At 60.6% G+C, this 19,518-nt stretch carries 17 protein-coding genes; 9 read left to right on the top strand and 8 right to left on the bottom strand.

All coding sequences use genetic code 11. The annotated features are described in order from the left end of the window. The first annotated feature begins 3 nt into the window (after positions 1-3). From ABX74_RS03160 to ABX74_RS03135, 6 genes are all read left to right on the top strand, one after another. Positions 4-795, top strand: a complete 792-nt coding sequence (locus tag ABX74_RS03160) for a maleylpyruvate isomerase N-terminal domain-containing protein (protein ID WP_019749698.1) — start codon at positions 4-6, stop codon at positions 793-795. A gap of 40 nt (positions 796-835) precedes the next feature. After that, a complete protein-coding gene (locus ABX74_RS03155) occupies positions 836-1,672 on the top strand; it encodes an SDR family oxidoreductase (RefSeq protein ID WP_019749697.1) in 837 nt (278 codons plus the stop codon). 199 nt (positions 1,673-1,871) lie between these two features. Continuing rightward, positions 1,872-2,840: an NADPH:quinone oxidoreductase family protein gene (locus ABX74_RS03150; protein WP_047888213.1), complete on the top strand. Its 969-nt coding sequence runs from the start codon at positions 1,872-1,874 to the stop codon at positions 2,838-2,840. 59 nt (positions 2,841-2,899) lie between these two features. Next, positions 2,900-4,447, top strand: coding sequence for an acyl-CoA synthetase (locus ABX74_RS03145; protein WP_047888212.1), 1,548 nt, complete (start codon positions 2,900-2,902; stop codon positions 4,445-4,447). Next, on the top strand, positions 4,444-5,538 hold the full coding sequence (locus ABX74_RS03140) for a CaiB/BaiF CoA transferase family protein (RefSeq protein WP_047888211.1): 1,095 nt from the start codon (positions 4,444-4,446) through the stop codon (positions 5,536-5,538). Before ABX74_RS03145 ends, ABX74_RS03140 begins: the two co-directional genes overlap by 4 nt. 140 nt (positions 5,539-5,678) lie before the next feature. Continuing rightward, positions 5,679-6,455, top strand: coding sequence for an enoyl-CoA hydratase (locus ABX74_RS03135; RefSeq protein WP_047888210.1), 777 nt, complete (start codon positions 5,679-5,681; stop codon positions 6,453-6,455). A 78-nt stretch (positions 6,456-6,533) separates the two neighbouring features. On the opposite strand, the gene ABX74_RS03130 is transcribed toward ABX74_RS03135, so the two are convergent. The 5 genes from ABX74_RS03130 to ABX74_RS03110 form a co-directional block, all read right to left on the bottom strand. Then, the gene (locus tag ABX74_RS03130; protein WP_047888209.1) at positions 6,534-7,685 is read right to left on the bottom strand and encodes an acyl-CoA dehydrogenase family protein; all 1,152 of its coding nucleotides are present in this window, start codon (positions 7,683-7,685) and stop codon (positions 6,534-6,536) included. Positions 7,686-7,701: 16 nt separating this feature from the next. Beyond that, positions 7,702-8,685: an NAD(P)H-dependent flavin oxidoreductase gene (locus tag ABX74_RS03125; protein ID WP_047888208.1), complete on the bottom strand. Its 984-nt coding sequence runs from the start codon at positions 8,683-8,685 to the stop codon at positions 7,702-7,704. A 32-nt stretch (positions 8,686-8,717) separates the two neighbouring features. Then, positions 8,718-10,124 carry a 4-hydroxyphenylacetate 3-hydroxylase N-terminal domain-containing protein gene (locus ABX74_RS03120; protein ID WP_047888207.1) on the bottom strand — a complete coding sequence of 469 codons (1,407 nt, stop codon included), beginning with the start codon at positions 10,122-10,124 and terminating at the stop codon, positions 8,718-8,720. 121 nt (positions 10,125-10,245) lie between these two features. Beyond that, positions 10,246-11,685 (bottom strand): aldehyde dehydrogenase, encoded by a 1,440-nt coding sequence (locus ABX74_RS03115; RefSeq protein ID WP_047888206.1) that lies wholly within the window; start codon positions 11,683-11,685, stop codon positions 10,246-10,248. Positions 11,686-11,798: 113 nt separating this feature from the next. Beyond that, entirely contained in the window at positions 11,799-12,734 is a 936-nt protein-coding gene (locus tag ABX74_RS03110; RefSeq protein ID WP_047888205.1) for a helix-turn-helix domain-containing protein, read from the bottom strand. Between the two features lie 99 nt (positions 12,735-12,833). Here ABX74_RS03110 and ABX74_RS03105 point away from each other — a divergent pair, with 99 nt between their 5' ends. The 3 genes from ABX74_RS03105 (at position 12,834) to ABX74_RS03095 (ending at position 16,956) form a co-directional block, all read left to right on the top strand. Continuing rightward, a complete protein-coding gene (locus ABX74_RS03105; RefSeq protein ID WP_047888204.1) occupies positions 12,834-14,546 on the top strand; it encodes a thiamine pyrophosphate-binding protein in 1,713 nt (570 codons plus the stop codon). Next, positions 14,546-15,325, top strand: coding sequence for an SDR family NAD(P)-dependent oxidoreductase (locus tag ABX74_RS03100; protein WP_047888203.1), 780 nt, complete (start codon positions 14,546-14,548; stop codon positions 15,323-15,325). The genes ABX74_RS03105 and ABX74_RS03100 overlap by 1 nt, the downstream gene beginning before the upstream one ends. A 92-nt stretch (positions 15,326-15,417) precedes the next feature. After that, positions 15,418-16,956, top strand: a complete 1,539-nt coding sequence (locus ABX74_RS03095; RefSeq protein ID WP_047888202.1) for a long-chain-fatty-acid--CoA ligase — start codon at positions 15,418-15,420, stop codon at positions 16,954-16,956. 3 nt (positions 16,957-16,959) lie between these two features. On the opposite strand, the gene ABX74_RS03090 is transcribed toward ABX74_RS03095, so the two are convergent. From ABX74_RS03090 to ABX74_RS03080, 3 genes are read right to left on the bottom strand one after another with little or no spacing between them, the layout of a single operon-like run. Then, positions 16,960-17,601 (bottom strand): TetR/AcrR family transcriptional regulator, encoded by a 642-nt coding sequence (locus tag ABX74_RS03090; RefSeq protein WP_047888201.1) that lies wholly within the window; start codon positions 17,599-17,601, stop codon positions 16,960-16,962. Between the two features lie 58 nt (positions 17,602-17,659). Continuing rightward, positions 17,660-18,214, bottom strand: a complete 555-nt coding sequence (locus tag ABX74_RS03085; protein ID WP_019746822.1) for a hypothetical protein — start codon at positions 18,212-18,214, stop codon at positions 17,660-17,662. Then, complete coding sequence (locus ABX74_RS03080) at positions 18,211-19,449, bottom strand: MlaD family protein (protein ID WP_020906099.1); 1,239 nt, start codon at positions 19,447-19,449, stop codon at positions 18,211-18,213. The genes ABX74_RS03085 and ABX74_RS03080 overlap by 4 nt, the downstream gene beginning before the upstream one ends. Positions 19,450-19,518 lie beyond the last annotated feature (69 nt).

The following is a 19,518-nucleotide window of genomic DNA, read 5'->3' as shown; positions in this document are numbered from 1 at the left end:
ACCATGTCCGACGCAGGACTCGCCGGCGCTCGTGCGCTGGCAGAAAACACACTGAAAATCGCCGAGCAGTTCGGCACCACCGAGTGGGAAGCAGACAGTGCGTGCCACGGTTGGCGCGTCCACGATCTCATCGGTCACATGGCGTTCTTCTTCAACTTCATCGCCGATCCGGATCTGGTGTTCCCGCCGAACCCCAGTGGAAAGTCCGAGCGGCTCAACGACGCTGCCGTCCGCGAGCGTGCCGATCTACCGCACGAGCAGATTCTGGACTACTACCGGGAACAATCCGAAGCGGGACTCGCGACGTTGGCCGCGCTGCAGACAGAGGAGCTTCGCAACAACACACTCGAGATGCTCGACCTCGGGACTTATCGCCTTCATCAGCTCAGTGACGCAGTGTCGTTCGACCATCTCGTCCATTTGACGTCGGATCTTCTGTCGCCGTTCGGACCGTTTCCTCACGGTGAGATCGACGTGGCGGCCGCTGTCGATCCGGCGATCGACTGGATGGTTGCGGGGCTCCCGCAGATGTGCGGCGAAGCTGTCGCCGCCGCCTTGACATCGCCTGTGGCACTGCGCCTCAACGGCGCCACCGAGCGCACTTTTGTCATCTCTCATGGCGATGGGGGAGTGACCGTCACCGAAGCTGACGACGTGCCGGAGAACGTCGCGACCACCCAGGCCACCGAATTCCTGCGGTGGGGGACCACTCGATCTGCATGGCGGTCTGCCGTCGAGGTTTCCGGCGACCGCAAGACCGTCGCCGCAGTCCTCGATGCCATCGACATCGTCTGACCCACAACGAACCCGAGATCCAGAACAAGAGGAAACAGCTATGTCTCAGTACTTGCAGGACAAGGTCATTCTCATCACCGGTGCAGGCGGTGGGTTCGGTCAACTCATCGCCGAGAAGGTGGCAGCGCAGGGCGCCAAAGTCGTCGGCGTGGACATCAACGAGGCGGGCCTGAAGACTGTATTCGACGGTATCGCGGCCGCGGGATTCACCGGTACCTACAAGATTGCCGACGTCACCGACATGGATCAGGTCATCGCTGCGGCGCAGCACGGCATTTCGGAGTACGGAGCGCTCGACGTACTCGTCAACAACGCAGGCGTCATGCCTCTCGCGTATTTCGCCGATCACGAACGTGCGTGGCAGAAGTGGCACAAGGCAATCGACATCAACATCAAGGGCGTCGTGAACGGAATCTCGGCCGTATACGACCAGATGATCGAGCAGGGACGCGGTCAAGTCGTCAACATCTCGTCGATCTTCGGAAACGCAGGCATCGACGGTTCCGGCGTCTACAGCGCGACCAAGGCTGCAGTCACCACGATCTCGGATTCACTGCGAATCGAAGCCAAGGGCAAGATCAAGGTGACGACGGTCAAGCCCACAGGCGTGACAGGAACAAACTTGGCGAGCTGGATCGTCAACGAGAACGCGATCCTCGGTCTCACCGGTCAACGTGCGGGTACCTACATGGAGAACGTCGGGCATCTAACCGACGGCACCCTCAGCCCCGGGCAGAAGGACGTCGACTCCATCGAATACTGGCTGATCAAGCCCGACGACCTGGCTGACGCTGTTGTTCACATCATCGATCAACCATGGGGTATCAGCATCAGTGACATAACCGTGCGCGCCAGCGGCGAGGATTACCTGTACTGACGACCTGATCGAAAACCGCTCTCTGCCAGTGTGGCTTCGCGAACATCGTCGAGGACTACGGCCCGGGGGCATCCCGCGGTCAGACGTCATTGCCATGGTCTGCCTGTCGCCGTAGAGTCCTACTTAACGATCGTTAAACTGTTGCTACGGCGGATTCCGTTTGTCAACGAAGTCGCCGGGACCAGTCCGAGGAGTTTGAATGAAAGCAGTCCACTTGGTGGAGGCGACGGGGCCCGGAGGTCTGTCGTTGGTCGATGTCGACGAACCTGTCGATCCGGCACTGGTGGTAATTGATCTGCACACCGCCGGAGTGAGTTTCCCCGATCTTCTCCAGACCACGGGCAGCTACCAAACGGTGCGCGAATTACCTTGCGCGCTAGGCGTTGAGGGCGCCGGTACCGTTCGGAGCGCGCCGCCAGGGTCCGGCTTCACACCCGGGCGGCGCGTGGCCGTGCTTACGACCGGGGAAGGCGCGTGGCAGCAGACCGTTGCGGTCGCGCCGTCCAATGTCTTTGCTCTGCCTGATGCGGTCTCGCTCTCGGCCGGCTCGGGATTTCTCCTGAATTATCTGACCGCGCATTTCGCCCTCGACGAACGCGCGCGATACCGTGCCGGCGAGACCGTCCTGATTCACGGCGCGGCCGGTGGGTTGGGTACGGCCGCGTTGCATGTCGCGTCAGCGCTGGGTCTGGAGACCGTCGCTGTCGTGAGTACAGGCGAGAAGGAGAAAATCGCCGCGGAGTCCGGGGCAACGCACGTCGTGTCGGTCGACGGGTGGAAGGAACGCGTCCAACGGATCACGAATGGGCGCGGTGTCGACATCATTCTCGATCCGGTCGGTGGTGACCGCTTCACCGACAGCCTGCGCAGCCTTGCGCCGAACGGTCGCCTGGTCGTTTTGGGATTCACCGGCGGTGATATTCCCACGGTCAAAGTCAATCGACTTCTCCTGAAGAATATTTCGATTACCGGTGCAGGATGGGGTGAATATCTGAAAACCGATCCCCAATATCTGGCGCGTCAATGGCAGGAGCTCTACCCCCTGCTCGAGTCCGGAGCTCTGAGGGTGCCCGAGCCCACCCTCTACCCCTTGGCGCGTGCCGCCGATGCATTGAAGTCGTTGAGTGAGCGTACGGCGGTAGGAAAAGTCGCGCTGTCTCTCGAATGATCTCTACACGAACAACTTTGTGAACAAATGACCTTAGCGAACGAACCTTGGAGTAAACCATGTATCCCGGAGCGTATGTTGCGACAAACCCGGATAAGGCCGCGGTAATCGTTGCCGAGACCGGTGAAGCGGTGACGTTCGCGCAACTGGAATCGAATTCGATTCGGATTGCGCGAGTGCTCCACGGACTCGGGTTGCGGCGAGGCGACAACCTGGCCGTGCTCGCCACCAATAACGTTCAGGTCTTCGACATCTACTGGGCGGCTATGCGATCCGGTGTCTACCTGACGATGGTCAACTGGCACCTGACCGCTCCGGAAGGTGCATACATCGTTGAGGACTGCGAGGCAAAGGTAGTCATCGTCGATGCTGCTCTGGGCGAACTGGCAGAGACGCTGTCCGACCTCGTTCCCCGGCAGGTGACCAGGCTTTCCTTCGGCGGTCAACTAGACGGATACGACTCCCTCGACCAGGCGGCTGACATGGAGTCGGACATACCGCTCCCGGATCAACCGCGCGGCGCCGACATGTTGTACTCGTCGGGAACAACCGGCCGTCCCAAGGGCATCAAGCCGGCTCTACCGAATCGCCGGATACAGGATCCCGGCGATCAGATGACGACAATGAACCAAAGTGTTTGGGGTGTAACCGAAGACGACATCTATCTGTCCCCGGCGCCGCTCTATCATGCCGCTCCGCTCCGGACGTGCGCGTCGGTCCAGGCGCTGGGCGGCACCGTAGTGATGATGAATCGGTTCGATCCGGAAAAGGCCCTGGAATACATCGAGCGTTATCGCGTCACGTACAGCCAGTGGGTGCCGACAATGTTCGTGCGCATGCTCAAACTGCCACAGGAAACCCGAGACCGTTACGACATATCGTCTCTGCGACTTGCCGTCCACGCAGCCGCACCGTGCCCCGTCGATGTGAAGCGAAAGATGATCGATTGGTGGGGAACCATTCTGGATGAATATTACTCCTCGACGGAACTCAACGGCATGACCATTGTTCACTCGGACGAGTGGCTGCGAAAGCCGGGCACAGTGGGGCGAGCCGCCCTGGGAGTGCTCCACGTATGTGGGGAGAACGGCGAAGATCTACCCTCCGGCGAGGTGGGTACGCTGTACTTCGAACGTGACGAGTTGCCCTTCAATTATCACAATGCGCCCGAAAAGACCCAGGAAGCACAGCATCCCGCCCACCCGACCTGGACGACTACGGGTGATGTCGGCTTCATGGATGAGGAGGGTTATCTGTTTCTGACCGACCGTAAGTCCTTCATGATTATCTCGGGTGGTGTGAACATATACCCGCAGGAGATCGAGAACGTGCTGATCGAGCATTCCTCGGTATTGGACGCGGCGGTGATCGGGTTGCCCGACGACGAGATGGGGGAGATAGTGATGGCTGTCGTCGAGCCAGTCCCCGAAGCCGAAGCCAGCGATGCGCTTCGCGACGAACTGCTTTCTCATTTGCGCGGACAGATCGCCAAGTACAAGTTGCCGAGGCGACTCGTGTTCAGTACGGATCTACCTCGAACTCCGACCGGGAAACTAGTCAAAGGGAAACTGCGCGAGCGCTATTCAGGGAAGGTGTCCGTCGGATGAGCGGCCCGTTGCACGGTGTTCGAGTGCTGGAACTCGCCGGGTTGGGGCCGGGGCCACACGCTGCGATGATGCTTGCAGATCTCGGAGCGGACGTAGTTCGAGTCGAGCGTCCGTCTGGTGGACTCGAGATCTCGCCACGGGAGCAGGACCAACTTTTGCGGGGGAGACGGTCGGTGGAAGCCGACCTCAAGACCGAGTCAGGCCGAGAGCTGGTGAGGGCCCTCGTCTCGAAAGCCGATGTGCTCCTGGAAGGTTTTCGGCCCGGCGTGACCGAGCGGCTGGGTTTCGGTCCCGACGTGTGCACCGAACTCAACAGCCGGCTGATCTACGCACGTATGACCGGATGGGGCCAAGACGGCCCACTCGCGCAGCGGGCGGGGCATGACATTACTTACTTGGCGCTGACCGGAGTCCTGCACGCCATCGGTCCGGCCGAGAAACCCACGGTTCCGCTGAACCTCGTCGGGGACTTCGGCGGTGGCTCCATGTTCTTGATCGTCGGAATCGTCTCTGCCTTGTACGAGCGAGAGAGTTCGGGCAAAGGACAAGTGGTCGATGCCGCAATTGTCGACGGAACTTCGGTGTTGGCGCAGATGATGTGGTCGTTGCGAGGGAGCGGACAGTGGAGTGACTCACGTGCAACCAACCTCCTGGACGGTTCCACGCCGTTCTACGACACCTACGAATGTTCGGACGGTAAGTTCGTAGCAGTCGGTGCCCTCGAACCGCAGTTCTACGCGGCGCTCCTCCAAGGCCTGGATATCGCGCCGGAATCGTTGCCTGAACAGATGGATCGAAGGGGCTGGCCCACAATCCGAGAACGGTTCACGGAGGCGTTTTCGTCGCGCACGCGAGACGCCTGGGCAGCGCTGTTCGAATCGACGGACGCTTGTGTTGCTCCTGTCCTGAGTCCCGCCGAAGCCGCGCTGCACCCGCATCTTGCCCAGCGGGGAACTCTTGTCGAGGCCGACGGAATAGTGCAGGCGGCACCCGCGCCGCGGTTCTCCCGTTCCAGGACTGCACAGCCGTCAGGTGCTCGGCCACCCGGGGCCGACACCACCGTCGTGACGAAGGATTGGCTGGGCGGCTGAGGGGAAGAAGTACAGGCGAGGAATGTCGCGACAGCCTCTCTCGATCGTTCTTACGTTGCCCCCCCTACTCATCGTCGATGGATCGCGAAGATCAACTTTTGTAGCACAACTCGATCGAGTCTGACTGACAAGGAATTTCAATGACCGAAACGCGACCGGATGTCTACGCGAGCCGAAACGGCGGGGTGCTCCGCATAGTTGTCAACAGGCCAGCGCGAATGAACGCGTTGACTACCGAAACCCTGGAGAGACTTGCCACGATCTTCGTCGAGCACGCACAATCCTCGGATGTGCGGGTGGCGGTTCTCGAAGGAGAGGGCAAGGCCTTTTGCACGGGCGCGGACCTCGCGGACGTGACGTTGTCCGGTCCGCCGTCGGCGGACACGATCGATGCCGCCAATGCCTTGGTGCAGACCATTCGAGAGTTTCCGTTTCCGGTGGTCGCTGCGGTACGAGGCCCTGCTGCAGGTGTGGGTGTTTCGCTGGCTTTGGCGTGCGACCTCGTGCTCGCGGCGGAGTCGAGTTACTTTCTGCTCGCGTTCACCAAGGTGGGATTGATGCCGGACGGTGGAGCTACCGCACTGGTGGCAGCGTCGATCGGTCGCGCGCGCGCGATGCGCATGGCGCTGCTGGCCGAAAGACTATCCGCTCGAGATGCTTTCGACTGCGGCCTGGTCTCGCACGTGTGCGAGGACGACGCCTTCGCGGTGGAATTGGCAGACCTGACGCACCGATTGGTCGCCGGGTCGTCCCCTGCTTTTCGGTTTACCAAGAAGGCGATCAACGACGCTACGCTCACCGAACTCGGTGATGCGTTCACACGCGAGCGCATAGGCCAGATCGACCTGTTGGGAAGTGGTGATTTTGCCGAAGGTGTTGCGGCGTTTCAGGAAAAGCGCGCAGCAGTTTTCGGATAGACGAAGCGAGAACGGCGCTTACAACGACCGTGGTCCCGAACACAGGATGTTCGGGACCACGGTCGTTCTCGGTGCTGATCAACTCTTTGCGATGTCGCGACCGATTATCTCCTTCATGATTTCGGTGGTTCCGCCGTAGATGGTCTGGATTCGGCTGTCTACGTACGCCCGGGCGATCGGGTACTCCATCATGTAGCCGTATCCACCGTGTAGTTGTACGCATCGATCCACGACGCGCTTCTGAAGTTCGCTGGCCCACCACTTCGCCTGTGCCGCTTCGACTGCTGACAGCTGGTCGTCGTTGATGGCCAGGACTGCGTTGTCGACGTATGCCTGTGTCACGTCGATCTCGGTCAGCATCTCGGCGAGGGCGAATCGAGTGTTCTGGAAGTCGCCGATCGGCTTGCCGAAGGCGGTGCGGTCGAACGCGTAGTCTTTGGTCCATTCGTAGGCCGCACGCGCGGAACTGATTGCGCTCGCGGCGATCGACAGACGCTCACGGGGAAGACGCTCCATGAGATGAATGAGGCCTCCGCCCTCCTCGCCCAGGAGGTTGCCTACCGGGACTCTTACGTTGTCGAACGACAGCTCGGCTGTGTCTTGACCCGCCAACCCCACCTTGTGGAGTTTGCGACCGCGGGTGAATCCGTCCATCCCACGTTCGACCACGAGGAGGCTGAATCCCCGCGACCCCGCTTTGAGATCGGTGCGGGCCGCAACGATGACGATGTCGGCGTGAATTCCGCTGGTGATGAACGTCTTCTGCCCGTTCAAGATCCAGTCGTCGCCATCTCGAACGGCGGAGGTCTTGATGCCTTGCAGATCACTGCCGGTACCCGGTTCGGTCATCGCGATGGCGCAGATGAGTTCACCGGCAGCCATACCCGGTAGCCAACGTGCTTTCTGCTCGTCTGTGCCGAGGTCGGCGATGTACGGAATGACGATGTCGTCCTGAAGGCCGAGTCCGGCGCCGAACGAGGTGGTACCGGTACGGGCGATCTCTTCGGCGACCACGTACCGGTACCGGTAGTCGAGTTCACCCGAGCCTCCGTATTGTTCGGGGACGGCCAGGCCGACGATACCCATCTTGCCGGCCGCGAGCCACGCTGATCGGTCGACGAGCCTGGCTTCTTCCCAGCTGTCGTAGTGAGGCGTGATCTCGCGGGCAATGAACTCGCGCACAGTCTCTCGGTAGGCCTCGTGGTCGGCTGTGAACAGTGTTCGACGCATGGGTTGCTCTCCTGTCCTAGACGGAAACGCGTTCGGTCATCGAACGCAAGCGTGCCCCGATGATGACCTCTGCTTCGGACACCATGCGCTGGACCAACTCGTCGACGGTGGGGATGTCGTGGATCAGCCCCTGTGATGTGCCGACCGTCCAGATGCCGGCGTCGGGATCACCGGTTTCGTAGACGCTTCGCCCACGCGCTCCTGCTACCAGGTCGCGCACATCCTCGAATTGTCCGCCGCGGGAGAGTATGTCGACAACCTCTCGGCTGACGATGTTGCTTGCCACGCGTGCAGTATTGCGGAGTGGTCGGAAGATCAGTTCGGTCTGTGTTTCGTCTGCAGCGACGATGGCTTCTTTGATGTTCTGGTGGATCGGAGACTCGGTGGTGCACATGAATCGCGTACCCATGTTGATGCCGTCTGCTCCGAGCGCCAGCGCGGCGACCAGACCACGTGCATCGGCGAAGCCGCCGGAAGCGATCATGGGTATCGAAATCTTTTCTGCGGCCGCTGGAATCAAGACCAAGCCTGCGACATCGTCTTCCCCTGGATGGCCGGCGCACTCGAATCCGTCGATGCTGATTCCGTCGACACCGAGATCCTGTGCCTTGACCGCATGCCGGACTGTTGTGCACTTGTGGAGCACTTTGATTCCGGCGTCATGGAAGATCGGCAGGTGAGGACCGGGATTGGAACCTGCGGTCTCGACGATCTTCACGCCTGAGTCGACGATCACCTGGCGGTACTCGTCGTACGGCGGTGGCGTGATCGACGGCAGAATTGTGAGGTTGACGCCGAACGGTTGGTCGGTCAGGTCGCGGCATCGGGCGATTTCGTTCGCCAGGTCGGCCGGCGTCGGCTGCGTGAGTGCAGTGATGAATCCCAATGCGCCGGCATTGGCAACGGCTGCGACGAGTTCTGCTCTGCCGACCCACTGCATTCCACCTTGGACGATGGGGTGGCGAACGCCGAACGTTTCCGTGAATGCTGTCGAGATCATGAAAATCCTTGTTGTTCTCTCGGGACGAATGGTCAGAGGTGGGATATTCCGGCGAGGTCACTGACGTATTCGCGTGCCCTCGTCGGATCGAAGGAGCGTGAGATCTGCAGTTTCTCGGCCTCGAGTGATCCTTCTGCGTGCGTGGCCAGGACTGACTGATATCCGCCGTAGTCGCGGGCGGTCAGATCCGCAATGAAGTTCAGCAGACGGAGACGCTTTTCGGCAGGAACTGCTGCAGCGTAGTATTTTTCGAGAACTACACGAATTTCGGGATTGTCCCAGTCTTCACCGCCGGGGCCGGTGGCGAGGAGGCCACCTGAGAGATCGGTGAGGATGGCGACCGCGTTGTGGAATCCATGTGCGAAGTGGTATTTGGCCATGTTGACGGCAAGCGGATCTGGTTGCCTGACACCGTGTGCTCCTGGCTTTGATCGAACGGCGGCGAGTTGAGCCAGTCCGCGCACGGTCTCGCTCCAGGTGATCAGTTCGGTGATCTTGCCCTTCACATGGCCTGCTTTGCTGATGCCGTTGGCCTCGGCGATCAGTGAAGCTGCTCCGACCATGATGTCGAGTAGGGGCAACTTGTAGTTGATGGCGGTGAACCGGTGGTAATCGACAAACGCCAACGCGAGTGGTCCGGCAAGTTCGGGTTGACGGTTGAGGAAGACTCGATTCTTCGGTACTCGGACATCGTTGAAGACGGTGAGCGATTCGAGGAGTTTGTGTTTCGTGGAGATCGGAAATTCGAAGGAGTTGCGTTCTCCGGCTGCGTAGGGAGAGACGTACAGCTCGAGACCCGGTGTGTCGATCGGGATGGCGAAGGACACTGCGTAATCGGCGTCTTCGGGGCCCATCGCGCGGGTGGGCAGCACGATCAACTCGTCGGCGTTCGCCGAGAACGAAGTGTGGCACTTCGCGCCGCGCACGGTGATGGAGTCGGCGTCCTCGTCGACGATGTGCAGGTAGAGGTCTGGGTCTGCCTGTTGGCGCGGTCCAAGTGACCGGTCACCCTTGACGTCGGTTTGCGCGACGGCGAGTGCGAGATCGCCGTCGCAGACCCGCTTGTAGAAAGCGCGCGCATTCTCGAGACCTTCACCGCTGGTTGCACGAAGAAGGGCGAACAGCGCATCGCTGCCCACCTCTTTGAGGACGATGGTTCCGCCGCCGCGCCGCGATACTTCCTCGATCAGGGCGCCGCGACGAATCAGATCGTCCGCAGATGTCGGCGCCACGTAGAACGCGCTGACTGGGTCACCGTCGACATCGGTGACCGCGAGGTCGGGTCGATCGTCGGCGATGTCGTAGCACAATGCCGAATGGTCCACTGCGAGAGTCAGTTCGGGTTCGGCGTAGACATCGGAAATCTTCTTGCCTCGGTAGAAGACTCGGCGATCGTCGCTGAGCCCTTTTCGGTACTGGTCACTGGATCGCACGGCCACTGGATACTTCCTTGATCTTCTGTAGCGGTTACTGCATTGAACCTAGCTTAACGATCGTTAAGTAAGTGTGCAATCATCATGTGCTCGACGATTTCCGGCCACTCATGGCGCAGGTGACGAATCAGGCCGTGGTGAAGATCGATTTGGTCTGGAAGTATGCGGCCAGGCCTTCCGGTCCAAGCTCGCGACCGATGCCGCTCGCCTTGGTGCCTCCGAACGGTGCTCCGAAATCGAGTGTGTAGCCGTTGATCCCGAACGAACCGGTATCGACTGAGCGGGCTATTTCCATCCCGCGGTCGAAGTCGGCAGTCCACACGGTTCCACCGAGGCCGTACTCGGAATCGTTGGCGATTGCGATGGCCTGTGCCTCGTCGGTGTATGGAATGACAGAGAGTACGGGGCCGAAGATCTCTTCGGTTGCAATCGTGTGGTTTGCGGAGACGTTACCGAAAACGGTTGGCTCCAGGAACCATCCGCGTTCGAGTGTGCGCGGTCGTGATCCGCCGGTCGTGATCCGTGCGCCTTCCGCAGTGCCTGCGGCGATGAAGGACTCGACACGTTCGCGCTGCCCGGCGCTCACGAGAGGGCCGATGAAGGTGGTGGGATCCAACGGGTCGCCCACCGGCAGCGACTCGACCATTGCGGTGACGGCATCGAGCACTTCCTCGTAGCGTCCGACGGGCGCGAGAATTCTTGTCGAGGCGTAGCAGGTTTGTCCGGTGTTGATCAACGATGCCGTCGCCAAACCTGCCATCGTCGCGTCGAGGTCCGCATCGTCGAGAATGACTGCGGCGGACTTGCCGCCGAGTTCGAGCGATACCGGACGCAGAAGTTGTCCGCAGGTTGCTCCGATGTGTCGGCCTGCCGGTGTAGAGCCAGTGAACGCGACCTTGTGTACACCCGGATGAGCGACGAGGTATTTGCCGATTTCGGGTCCGCCGGTGATGATGTTGAGAACACCGGCAGGAAGACCGGCCTCCATTGCGGCCTCCGCCAGGACGAACGCGTCGAGCAAGGTCTCGGGTGACGGCTTCAGTACGACAGTGCATCCCGATGCGAGCGCGGGGGCGATTTTCATCATTGCGAGAAGAGATGGGAAGTTCCACGGTGCAATCGCGGCAACAACACCGATCGGTTCTTTCCGAACGATGGTGGTTCCCGTTCCGGCCAGCGCGTGACGGGGTTCTTCGAGCTCGGTCGTGCGGGCAAGCGCGGCGTAATAGCTCAAAAGCCCTGAAGGTCCCTGTCCTTCAGCGACAGTGGAGATCGATACGGGCATTCCGTTCTGCTGGCTGACCAATCGGGCTGTGAGGTCGGCGCGACGCCCCAAGGCTGCGGCAAATCGATCCAAGGCGTCGGCTCGGTCGGCAGGCTCGAGTCGCGACCACGTCCGGAAGGCCCGGCCCGCCGCCGCGACGGCAGAATCGACGTCGTTTGGTGCGCTGCCCGGCACGCTGCCGATCTTCTCTTCTGTGCTGGCCGAGTGCACCGAGATGGCGTCCGAAGTCGTCGGTGATTGCCAGGTTCCGTCTATGTAAAGGGCGGAGTGAGTGAGAATCATGCAGGCTCCTTGCGGTGGGTGGGTGTGCGGGGATCGGGGCGCTCACGTGGACGTAGGCAAACCGCCACACTCATTGACTTAGCGATCGTTATATAAGTCATTCGACTCACAAGCTATGTTGCTCCGCCTGTGGATGTCAATGGTCGAGGTGTCCGGCCGTGCATGAGAGTGGTGACCTGATCGGCGGCTTCACGCACAAGTTTGCCCAGTGCGGCGATCCGCTCCCCGGTCAGTGAGGACGGGGCATCGACCAAGCAGAGGATCAGCGCCGGTGTCGAGTCCTGGGCGAAGGCGACGGCATTGACGGACAGCAATTGATAATTGGCGTCGAGGTCGAGTGTTCCGACCGCGACATCCGCGGACAGAAGACGTCGCACTTCTCTCAGTGCGAGTGCTGCCCTCTGGCCGCCGACTCCCGGGCCGCGCATCTCGGCGACGGCGTCGGAAATTGAACGTTCTTGTTGGCGAAGGCATTCCACGGCGAACCCGCGCTCTCGAATGGCCGTGAGGATTGGCTCGTACTCCGACCGTAGAAGTGCGGCCTCCGTGTCCAATGCCTCCTTGCCGAGGAGAAACCATTCGTGAAGATCGTTCTCGTCGAACCATGCGGCAAGGCCTGCACCCAGTGGAGGTGCCATCAGCACATTGTCGCCGATGTGCAAGCCGAGAGTTCCGCTGCGCTTGGAGATCGGTTGAATTGCCTCGGCGACAACGAGGTCGGCGCCGGATCGGATGAATCCGAGACAGGCCAGTTCGGATGTGTCGGCCAGTTCTTGCATGACGGTGCGTGAAAGATCGACGACATCGATTGCGCGGGAAGCGGCTTGGCCAATGGGGACTAGCGCCGGGCCGAGTTGGTAGGTCTTGCGGATCGGGTGACGGACAAGCCAGCCGGCCTCGGCGAGAGCGACGACCATGGGGTAGCAGGTCGCCTTTGCGACGCCGAGGTGTCGTGCGATGTCGGCGAGGCTCCGCCCCGCCGTGGGGTCGGATGCCAGCAGTTCGGTCAGCATGACGATTCGATCGGTTTGAGGGGAATTTCGTGCCATGTGTTCGCATAATGCCACTCTGGCGTCGCACTGTGACCCACGATACAGTGAAATGACTTAGCGATCGTTAATCAAGCGGCAAACTCCGGAAGGAAATACATGATTGTCAACGGTGGCGAATTACTTGCCAGGGCACTAGCTGAAGCGGGCACAACCGAGGTCTTCACCCTGCACGGAGGGCACTTGGATGCTTTCCTCGTAGCCTGTCGACGTCACGGCATCCGGCTCACCGACACCCGACACGAAGCCACTGCGGGACACGCTGCGGATGCGTACGCGCGAGTGACGGGCAATTACGGCGTTTGTGTGGTCACCTCCGGCCCGGGCTTCACCAATGTCTACACCGCGCTGACCAATGCACTCCTCGATCGCACGCCGACTATCTTCGTCGTCGGTGCTCCGCCGATGCGTGAGACCGAGACGAATCCGCTTCAGGGTGGTTTCGATCAGATTGCCGCAGCTGTTCCGGTGACCAAGTGGGCATACCGCATCACCGATCCGGCACGCGTCCCCGAGATAGTTGCTCTGGCAATTCGTAAGGCGACGACCGGAATTCCGGGTCCGGTGCTGCTCGAAGTGCCGATCGACGTGATGTTCGGTGAAGCCGACGAAGACACCGTGAGATTTCCGGTGAACTACACCGTGAGTGCGAGGTCGGGTCCGACTGCTGCAGCGGTCGAGGCCGCTCTCGATCTGCTCGGTGAAGCGACGAACCCCGCCATTGTGATCGGGGGTGGCGTCACTTTCTCCCATGCGAGCGCGGCGCTGGTGGCGTTCGCGGAAACGGTGGACGTGCCGGTGTTCTACCCCGGGAAGTCCGATGGAGCGGTACCCGCAAGCCATCGACTGGCCGGCGGCGGACTGTTGGCGATCGGCTCGTTGCCTGCCCTTGGGTATCCGACCCCCGACGTGGTGTTCGTTGTCGGTGCCCGAGCCGGGATGTTCACCGGCGGACGCACCAGCTTGTTCCCCGGTGCGCGGTTGGTGCAGATCGACGTCGACGCGTCCGAAATCGGGCGTATGCAGGACGTGGACGTTCCGATACTTGCCGACTGTCGAGAAGCGCTCATCGCTTTGAAAACTGCTGCTGATCAACGTCAATGGCCCGATTGGAGTGCCTGGGTCGATGCCGCCACCAGTGCGAAACATGCGCACCGGCATGGTTTCGAGGACGAAGCGACGGAAAGCGGTAAGGCGCATCCGTACTTTGCAGCGCGCGCGATCGTCGAAGCCTGCCCGCCCGGTACTACTTTCGTGATGGACGGTGCCGAGGCCCCGTCGTGGGGCGAGTTCTTCACTACCGCCGAAGAGGTTGGTGGTGTCTTGAGGCTCGGCTACCTCGGATGTCTGGGTGTGGGGCCCGGTTTCGCAATCGGCGCACATCGAGCACGACCGGAATCACCCGTCGTGCTCATTACCGGTGACGGCGCGGCAGGATTCCACATCCAGGAATTCGACACGATGGCCCGTCATGGAATACCTGTTGTGACAGTGATATTCAACAATGCAGTGTGGGGGATGTCGATCCACGGTCAGGAAGCGGTGTACGGGGACGAAGGAATTGTCGTATCCGAACTCGCAGACAGCGCATACGAGAAGGTTGCCGAGGCCTTCGGTGGATACGGAGAGCGTGTTAAGGATGTCGCCTCCATCGCCGACGCTATGAAACGCGCGTTCGACGCAGGGGTTCCCGCATGTATCAACGTCGAGGTGGACCCGCACGTAGTCCACCCCATCACGACGATGATGCTCGGTGACGTCACGAGTACGGACGAAATCGTTGTCCCGTACTACGAGAACATTCCTCGCTGATGCCGGGGCGAATGGAAGGTGCAGTAGCCGTCGTGATCGGCGGAGCATCCGGTATCGGTTGGGCAACAGCGCAATTGCTGGCTGCCGAAGGTGTGAGCGTCGTGATAGGCGACATCGACATCGAAGGCGGGCGGAAACGCGCCGTAGAACTCGGTGGGCGAGCTGAAGCAGTCCGGGTCGACGTCGTCGACGAAGAATCGGTCAAGGGGATATTCGAGGGGGCCGAGGCGCAGCATGGTCGGTTGGATATCGCGGTCAATTGTGCCGGGGTGAATCTGCCGGGCTACATAACGGATTTGGAGGCGCAGACTTGGCGGCGCACCGTTGACATCTGTCTCACCGGAGGTTTCTTCGTGATCAAGCACGCGGCGCGTGCCATGACTGCCGGTGGATCGATCGTCTCGATCACCTCATTGAACGCACGGCAGGCGGCTGCAGGTTTTGCAGGATACTGCTCCGCCAAAGCTGGCCTCGCCATGCTCACCGAGGTTGCGGCACTCGAACTCGGAGACCGGGGGATACGCGTCAACGCGGTTTCGCCAGGTCTTGTCGAAACGCCACTTGTCGAGGGTCTCACCGGTGTGCCGGCTATTCAGGCGGACTTCACCGAGAACACTCCGCTCGGACGTAATGGGTTGCCACGCGACGTTGCCGAAGCGGTGTTCTTCCTCGCTTCCGATGCTTCTTCGTGGATCACGGGCGAGGTTCTCGATGTCAACGGGGGTGCCCACTTACGTCGGTACCCGGACGTGATGAAACACATCGGGGCGATGCAATAGCTCGTCGAGAGTTCGTCGGTTCTGATAGCGCCCGGGTGTCGTCCACGCGCCCGGGCCGGAAGTTACGTCCAATCCAGAAAGGGCTTTTCACGATGTGCTCGCAATATCGCCTTGCCGATGAGTCTCGACGCCACGCTGCTGCACGACCAGACGCCCTCGCGTTGACAGGTCGAGACGGGTCGATGACGTTTGCCGAGCTCGACCTCCGCACCAGTCGGCTGGCCAACGTTCTTCTCGACCTGGGTTGTAGATCTGGAACCAGGGTGGCCGTGGTGGACAGAGGCTCGACTCAAGTCGTCGAGATCGTACTTGCGGCAGCGAAGATCGGGGCAGTGGCAATCCCGATCAATTGGAGGTTGTCCGGCGCCGAGGTTGCCGAGGTGCTCGCCGACGCGGACGCTCGTGTGTTGTTCTTCCACAGTGAATTCGAGGGTGTGGTCTCGGCGGTGCAGGCATCGGGAGGGACGAAGCTGCGTGTCGTGAGGATCGACGGTTCCGAGGAGTTCGACTACGAAGCGCGATCGGCAGGCGCAAGTTCGGTCGATCCGGGATGGAGCGGGAGCCTGGACGACGTTGTACTGCAACTGTATACATCCGGAACGACGGCAAAACCCAAAGGCGTTCTCACGTCCAACAGGAACCTGGAGGCATGCACGCGAACCGGCGGGCCATGGGGATTCGACGAATCCTCGGTCAGCTTGTGTGCGATGCCACTGTTCCACATCGGTGGATTGGGTTGGGCGCTCGTGGGGCTTGCGAATGGCGCCCATAACGTCGTTCTCCCAGAATTCACACCTGCCGGTCTGTTGGAAGTACTGGAAGGGATGAGTATCACCAATACCTTTCTCGTGCCTTCCGTCATCGGGATGCTGGTCGACGTACCAGGCGCGCGAGAGCGCAATTTCGCAACTCTCCGATCCATCGCTTACGGTTCCTCCCCGATCACACCATGGGTCTTGAAGCGAGCTCTCGAGACGTTCCGCAAGCCCCTGTTCCAGGTCTACGGGCTGACCGAAACGCATGGAGCAGTAACACAACTTGATTCTTGTGACCATGCGGTGGACGGCGAGAAGGTCGGACTGCTGCGCTCGGTCGGAAAACCCTACCCCTGGGTGGACTTGAAGGTGATGTCACCGGAAGGCGAGGAAGTTGCGGTCGGCGAGGCCGGCGAGATCTATGTCAGGTCTCCGCAAACGACCGAAGGTTACTACCGACGGCCGGAAGAGACTGCCGCTGCGATAGATACCGACGGGTGGTTCCACACCGGCGACGTGGGACGGGTCGACAGCGAGGGCTACGTCTACATCACCGATCGGATGAAGGACATGATCATCACGGGTGGAGAGAACGTCTATCCCATCGAAGTCGAATCGGTCATCGCCGATTATCCGGGAGTATCCCAAGTTGCCGTCATTGGAGTGGAGGATCCACTGTGGGGCGAGGCGGTCAAAGCCGTCGTAGTTGCTGCTGCAGGGCATCAACTCGATACCGACTCGATTTCAGGTTTCGTTCGAAGCCGACTTGCCGGCTACAAGTGCCCCAAGTCCATCGAGATAGTCACGGAACTTCCGTTGGGTGCTACGGGCAAGATCCTCAAGCGCGAACTTCGGGCGCGATACAGGACAGTATGAGAATCAACGTGCACGCTTGCGGCCGGGTTTGCATCCAACCGTACTCAGTGCGATCACGGCGTACTTCTGAGCTACCTCTTCCGGGGTGAGTTCTCCCTCGGCGTGATACCAGCGCGGAATCGACTGGCACATCGCGAGAAGTGCGCGGGTGGTCTCGGGCACGTCTGCTACTGAGAAGAGACCTCGTTCCGAACCCTCGGTGACTATACCGAGCACCAATTCTTCGACGCCCTTGCGTACGACACGATATCGCTGTCGGTGTTCGGGACTGAGGTAGCGCACTTCCCCCTCGAGGGCCGCCAACCGAGAGCGGGTCGTCATACGAAGCACGATCGCTTCGACGACGTTGGTGAGCTGTTGTCGAGGGTCGTCTCCGCCGTCGGAGTACGCGCTGTGGGCACGAGCGAGGACGTCACTGGTCGAAATCTCCAGCAGAGCAAGGAGGATCCCCTCTTTGCTCTGGTGGTGGTAGTAGAGGGCGGGGATCGTCACGCCGACGCGGCGTGCGATCTCGCGTATCGAAGTACCGTGGAACCCGTTGTCGTAGAATCCTTCGAGGGCGGCTTCCAGGATAGGAGTCAGCTCGAGCGGCTCGATCCGTCGCCAACTGGCTGTGGCGTCCTTCGCCGAATCTTTCGTGGCCATACGTGGTCCCCTAGCTATCGCTCGATAATGCTCGGGGAGATACTACGCCGCGACGAAGTCACAACAACTGCACGTTGCTCAGTTTCCAATCGCCGTCCTCGCGGACCAGAGAAAGTTGCATGCGGTTACGGTCGATCCTCGGATCGGGGGAGTTGGTATTGGTGATCGTCTGATCGAGGAACACGAGCACCTCGGCGTTGTCGCGATCACTGCTCGCCAGCCCGGCTGAAATGATCTGAGCGGACGAGGTCGCCTGATACTGCACGATCATGTTCTGCAGGTTGGCTGCCACCTGGGCGTACTGACCGGCGAACTCACCGACAGAGTTGTCACGCACCACGGAAAGATTCTGATCGAGGTTCTGGAAGTTGTACGTCGCAAGATCAGTGGCGAATTGTCGTCCGCTGTCCAGTGCGCTGGTACGCGCGTCTTCGTCGGCCGATTTCTGCCAGGTCGCGAATGCGCCCCATCCGAGCGCCGCGACCACGACCAGGACGCCGGCAACGATCAACAAGGTCTGCTTGCGAAGCCGCTTGGGCTTTTCGACGATTGTGGGTGTCGGACTCTCGGGTGTCGGACTGTCGGGGGTCTGGGATTGGGGTGTCTCGGTCATTGCGTTCCTTGTACTAGTAGTGCGGCAAACGAGTTGTCACCGAGAACGGTGTACTGACCACCGTTGAGGCCCAGACGAATCGACGTTCCGTCACCGGCCGCAACTGTGCCGAGAGCAGGATCGTATTCGGCAACCCCGTCGATCGTTCCAGTTCCGGTGGGGACGTTCTGCGAACCGCGATTCTGGATCCGGCCCGACTGGTCCGCGCAGTGTTGGTTCTTGTCGAGCGTGGTCGGTGAGGTGTCCTGTACCGATCGCCGGGGCGTGTCGTAGATACAGACCGGGCCGAGTGCTGTGATCAGATCAAGCTGTGCCCGTCCGTCTTTGACGATACTTCCGAACTTCTCGAATCCTTTGGGCACCACCACCAACAAGGCATCGACGGCAGGCATCCGTGCAGTGACGATCTGAGTGGAGACGAGAGAATTGGCCAACAGCAGACTGAACGGCTCACGACTCTGTTCGATGAGAGGCAGTATCTGATTGTCGAGAACACTCGGGCTTCGATCGAGGAGTGTGCGCAGTTGCGGATCGGAGTTTCGTACCTGATCTGTCAATTGGCGAAGTGTGAGTGCAACTTCGGGAAGAGCGTCAACATTTTCCTCGTTCGCAGTGAACAGTGAGCGCGAGTTCTCGACGAGTGTGTTGACACGCGGTTGATCGGCTTGGACAGTGCGCGCGAGCACGTCGAAGTTGTCGACGAGCGCCTGCAGATCCGGACCCAATCCGTTCAATCCCTCACCGAGTTCGTGCGAGAGGGTACGCAGATCTGCCGGATCGACGGTGTCGGCAGCAGCGTTGAAATTCGCAATCACGGTTCCCAACGCGACCGGGATCGAAGTGCGCTCAGTCGGAACAACCGAACCTTCAACCAGATACGGGCCGCCGTCGGTCTGCGAGGACAACTGAACTTTCAATACGGGAACGGCGGTGTCCTGGCTGATGGCCACATGCGAATCGTTGGGGATCTGTTTGTCGGCGGCGATGCTCAACGTCATCACGACGAGGTCCTGGGCAGAGTCCACCTCCACCGACTCGACGTCGCCGACGGTGACTCCGCGATAGGCCACTTCCGAACCCGGAGCGATTCCGGCCGCGTTCTCCAATTCGACGGTGACCGAGAACGTTCCGGTGAAGGGATCTCCAGCACCTACTTGTCGGAGCACATACGTCGTGCTGACCACCGCGATGAGGAGAAAGGCGACGATCTCGAAATAGACGGTTCGGTTCTTCATCGCGTTCCTCCTTGCAGGGGTGTCGTGATCGGCAGTTCCCGATCGGAGGCGGGCAGAGGTGGCAGTGGC

Origin of the sequence: Rhodococcus sp. ARP2, from assembly GCF_001029585.1 — a bacterium.
Taxonomy (GTDB): domain Bacteria; phylum Actinomycetota; class Actinomycetes; order Mycobacteriales; family Mycobacteriaceae; genus Rhodococcus_F; species Rhodococcus_F erythropolis.
The sequence above is the reverse complement of the archived record's forward strand: the minus strand, read 5'-3'. Positions and strand labels throughout refer to the sequence as shown.

What these genes read in the sequence shown, in the direction of transcription:
- ABX74_RS03160 (WP_019749698.1), top strand. Translation starts at nt 4, where the DNA reads ATGTCCGACGCAGGACTCGCCGGCGCTCGTGCGCTGGCAGAAAACACA.
- ABX74_RS03135 (WP_047888210.1), top strand. Translation starts at nt 5,679, where the DNA reads ATGACCGAAACGCGACCGGATGTCTACGCGAGCCGAAACGGCGGGGTG.
- ABX74_RS03090 (WP_047888201.1), bottom strand. Translation starts at nt 17,601, where the DNA reads ATGGCCACGAAAGATTCGGCGAAGGACGCCACAGCCAGTTGGCGACGG.
- ABX74_RS03095 (WP_047888202.1), top strand. Translation starts at nt 15,418, where the DNA reads ATGTGCTCGCAATATCGCCTTGCCGATGAGTCTCGACGCCACGCTGCT.
- ABX74_RS03080 (WP_020906099.1), bottom strand. Translation starts at nt 19,449, where the DNA reads ATGAAGAACCGAACCGTCTATTTCGAGATCGTCGCCTTTCTCCTCATC.
- ABX74_RS03145 (WP_047888212.1), top strand. Translation starts at nt 2,900, where the DNA reads ATGTATCCCGGAGCGTATGTTGCGACAAACCCGGATAAGGCCGCGGTA.
- ABX74_RS03130 (WP_047888209.1), bottom strand. Translation starts at nt 7,685, where the DNA reads ATGCGTCGAACACTGTTCACAGCCGACCACGAGGCCTACCGAGAGACT.
- ABX74_RS03155 (WP_019749697.1), top strand. Translation starts at nt 836, where the DNA reads ATGTCTCAGTACTTGCAGGACAAGGTCATTCTCATCACCGGTGCAGGC.
- ABX74_RS03085 (WP_019746822.1), bottom strand. Translation starts at nt 18,214, where the DNA reads ATGACCGAGACACCCCAATCCCAGACCCCCGACAGTCCGACACCCGAG.
- ABX74_RS03140 (WP_047888211.1), top strand. Translation starts at nt 4,444, where the DNA reads ATGAGCGGCCCGTTGCACGGTGTTCGAGTGCTGGAACTCGCCGGGTTG.
- ABX74_RS03110 (WP_047888205.1), bottom strand. Translation starts at nt 12,734, where the DNA reads ATGGCACGAAATTCCCCTCAAACCGATCGAATCGTCATGCTGACCGAA.
- ABX74_RS03100 (WP_047888203.1), top strand. Translation starts at nt 14,546, where the DNA reads ATGCCGGGGCGAATGGAAGGTGCAGTAGCCGTCGTGATCGGCGGAGCA.
- ABX74_RS03115 (WP_047888206.1), bottom strand. Translation starts at nt 11,685, where the DNA reads ATGATTCTCACTCACTCCGCCCTTTACATAGACGGAACCTGGCAATCA.
- ABX74_RS03125 (WP_047888208.1), bottom strand. Translation starts at nt 8,685, where the DNA reads ATGATCTCGACAGCATTCACGGAAACGTTCGGCGTTCGCCACCCCATC.
- ABX74_RS03105 (WP_047888204.1), top strand. Translation starts at nt 12,834, where the DNA reads ATGATTGTCAACGGTGGCGAATTACTTGCCAGGGCACTAGCTGAAGCG.
- ABX74_RS03150 (WP_047888213.1), top strand. Translation starts at nt 1,872, where the DNA reads ATGAAAGCAGTCCACTTGGTGGAGGCGACGGGGCCCGGAGGTCTGTCG.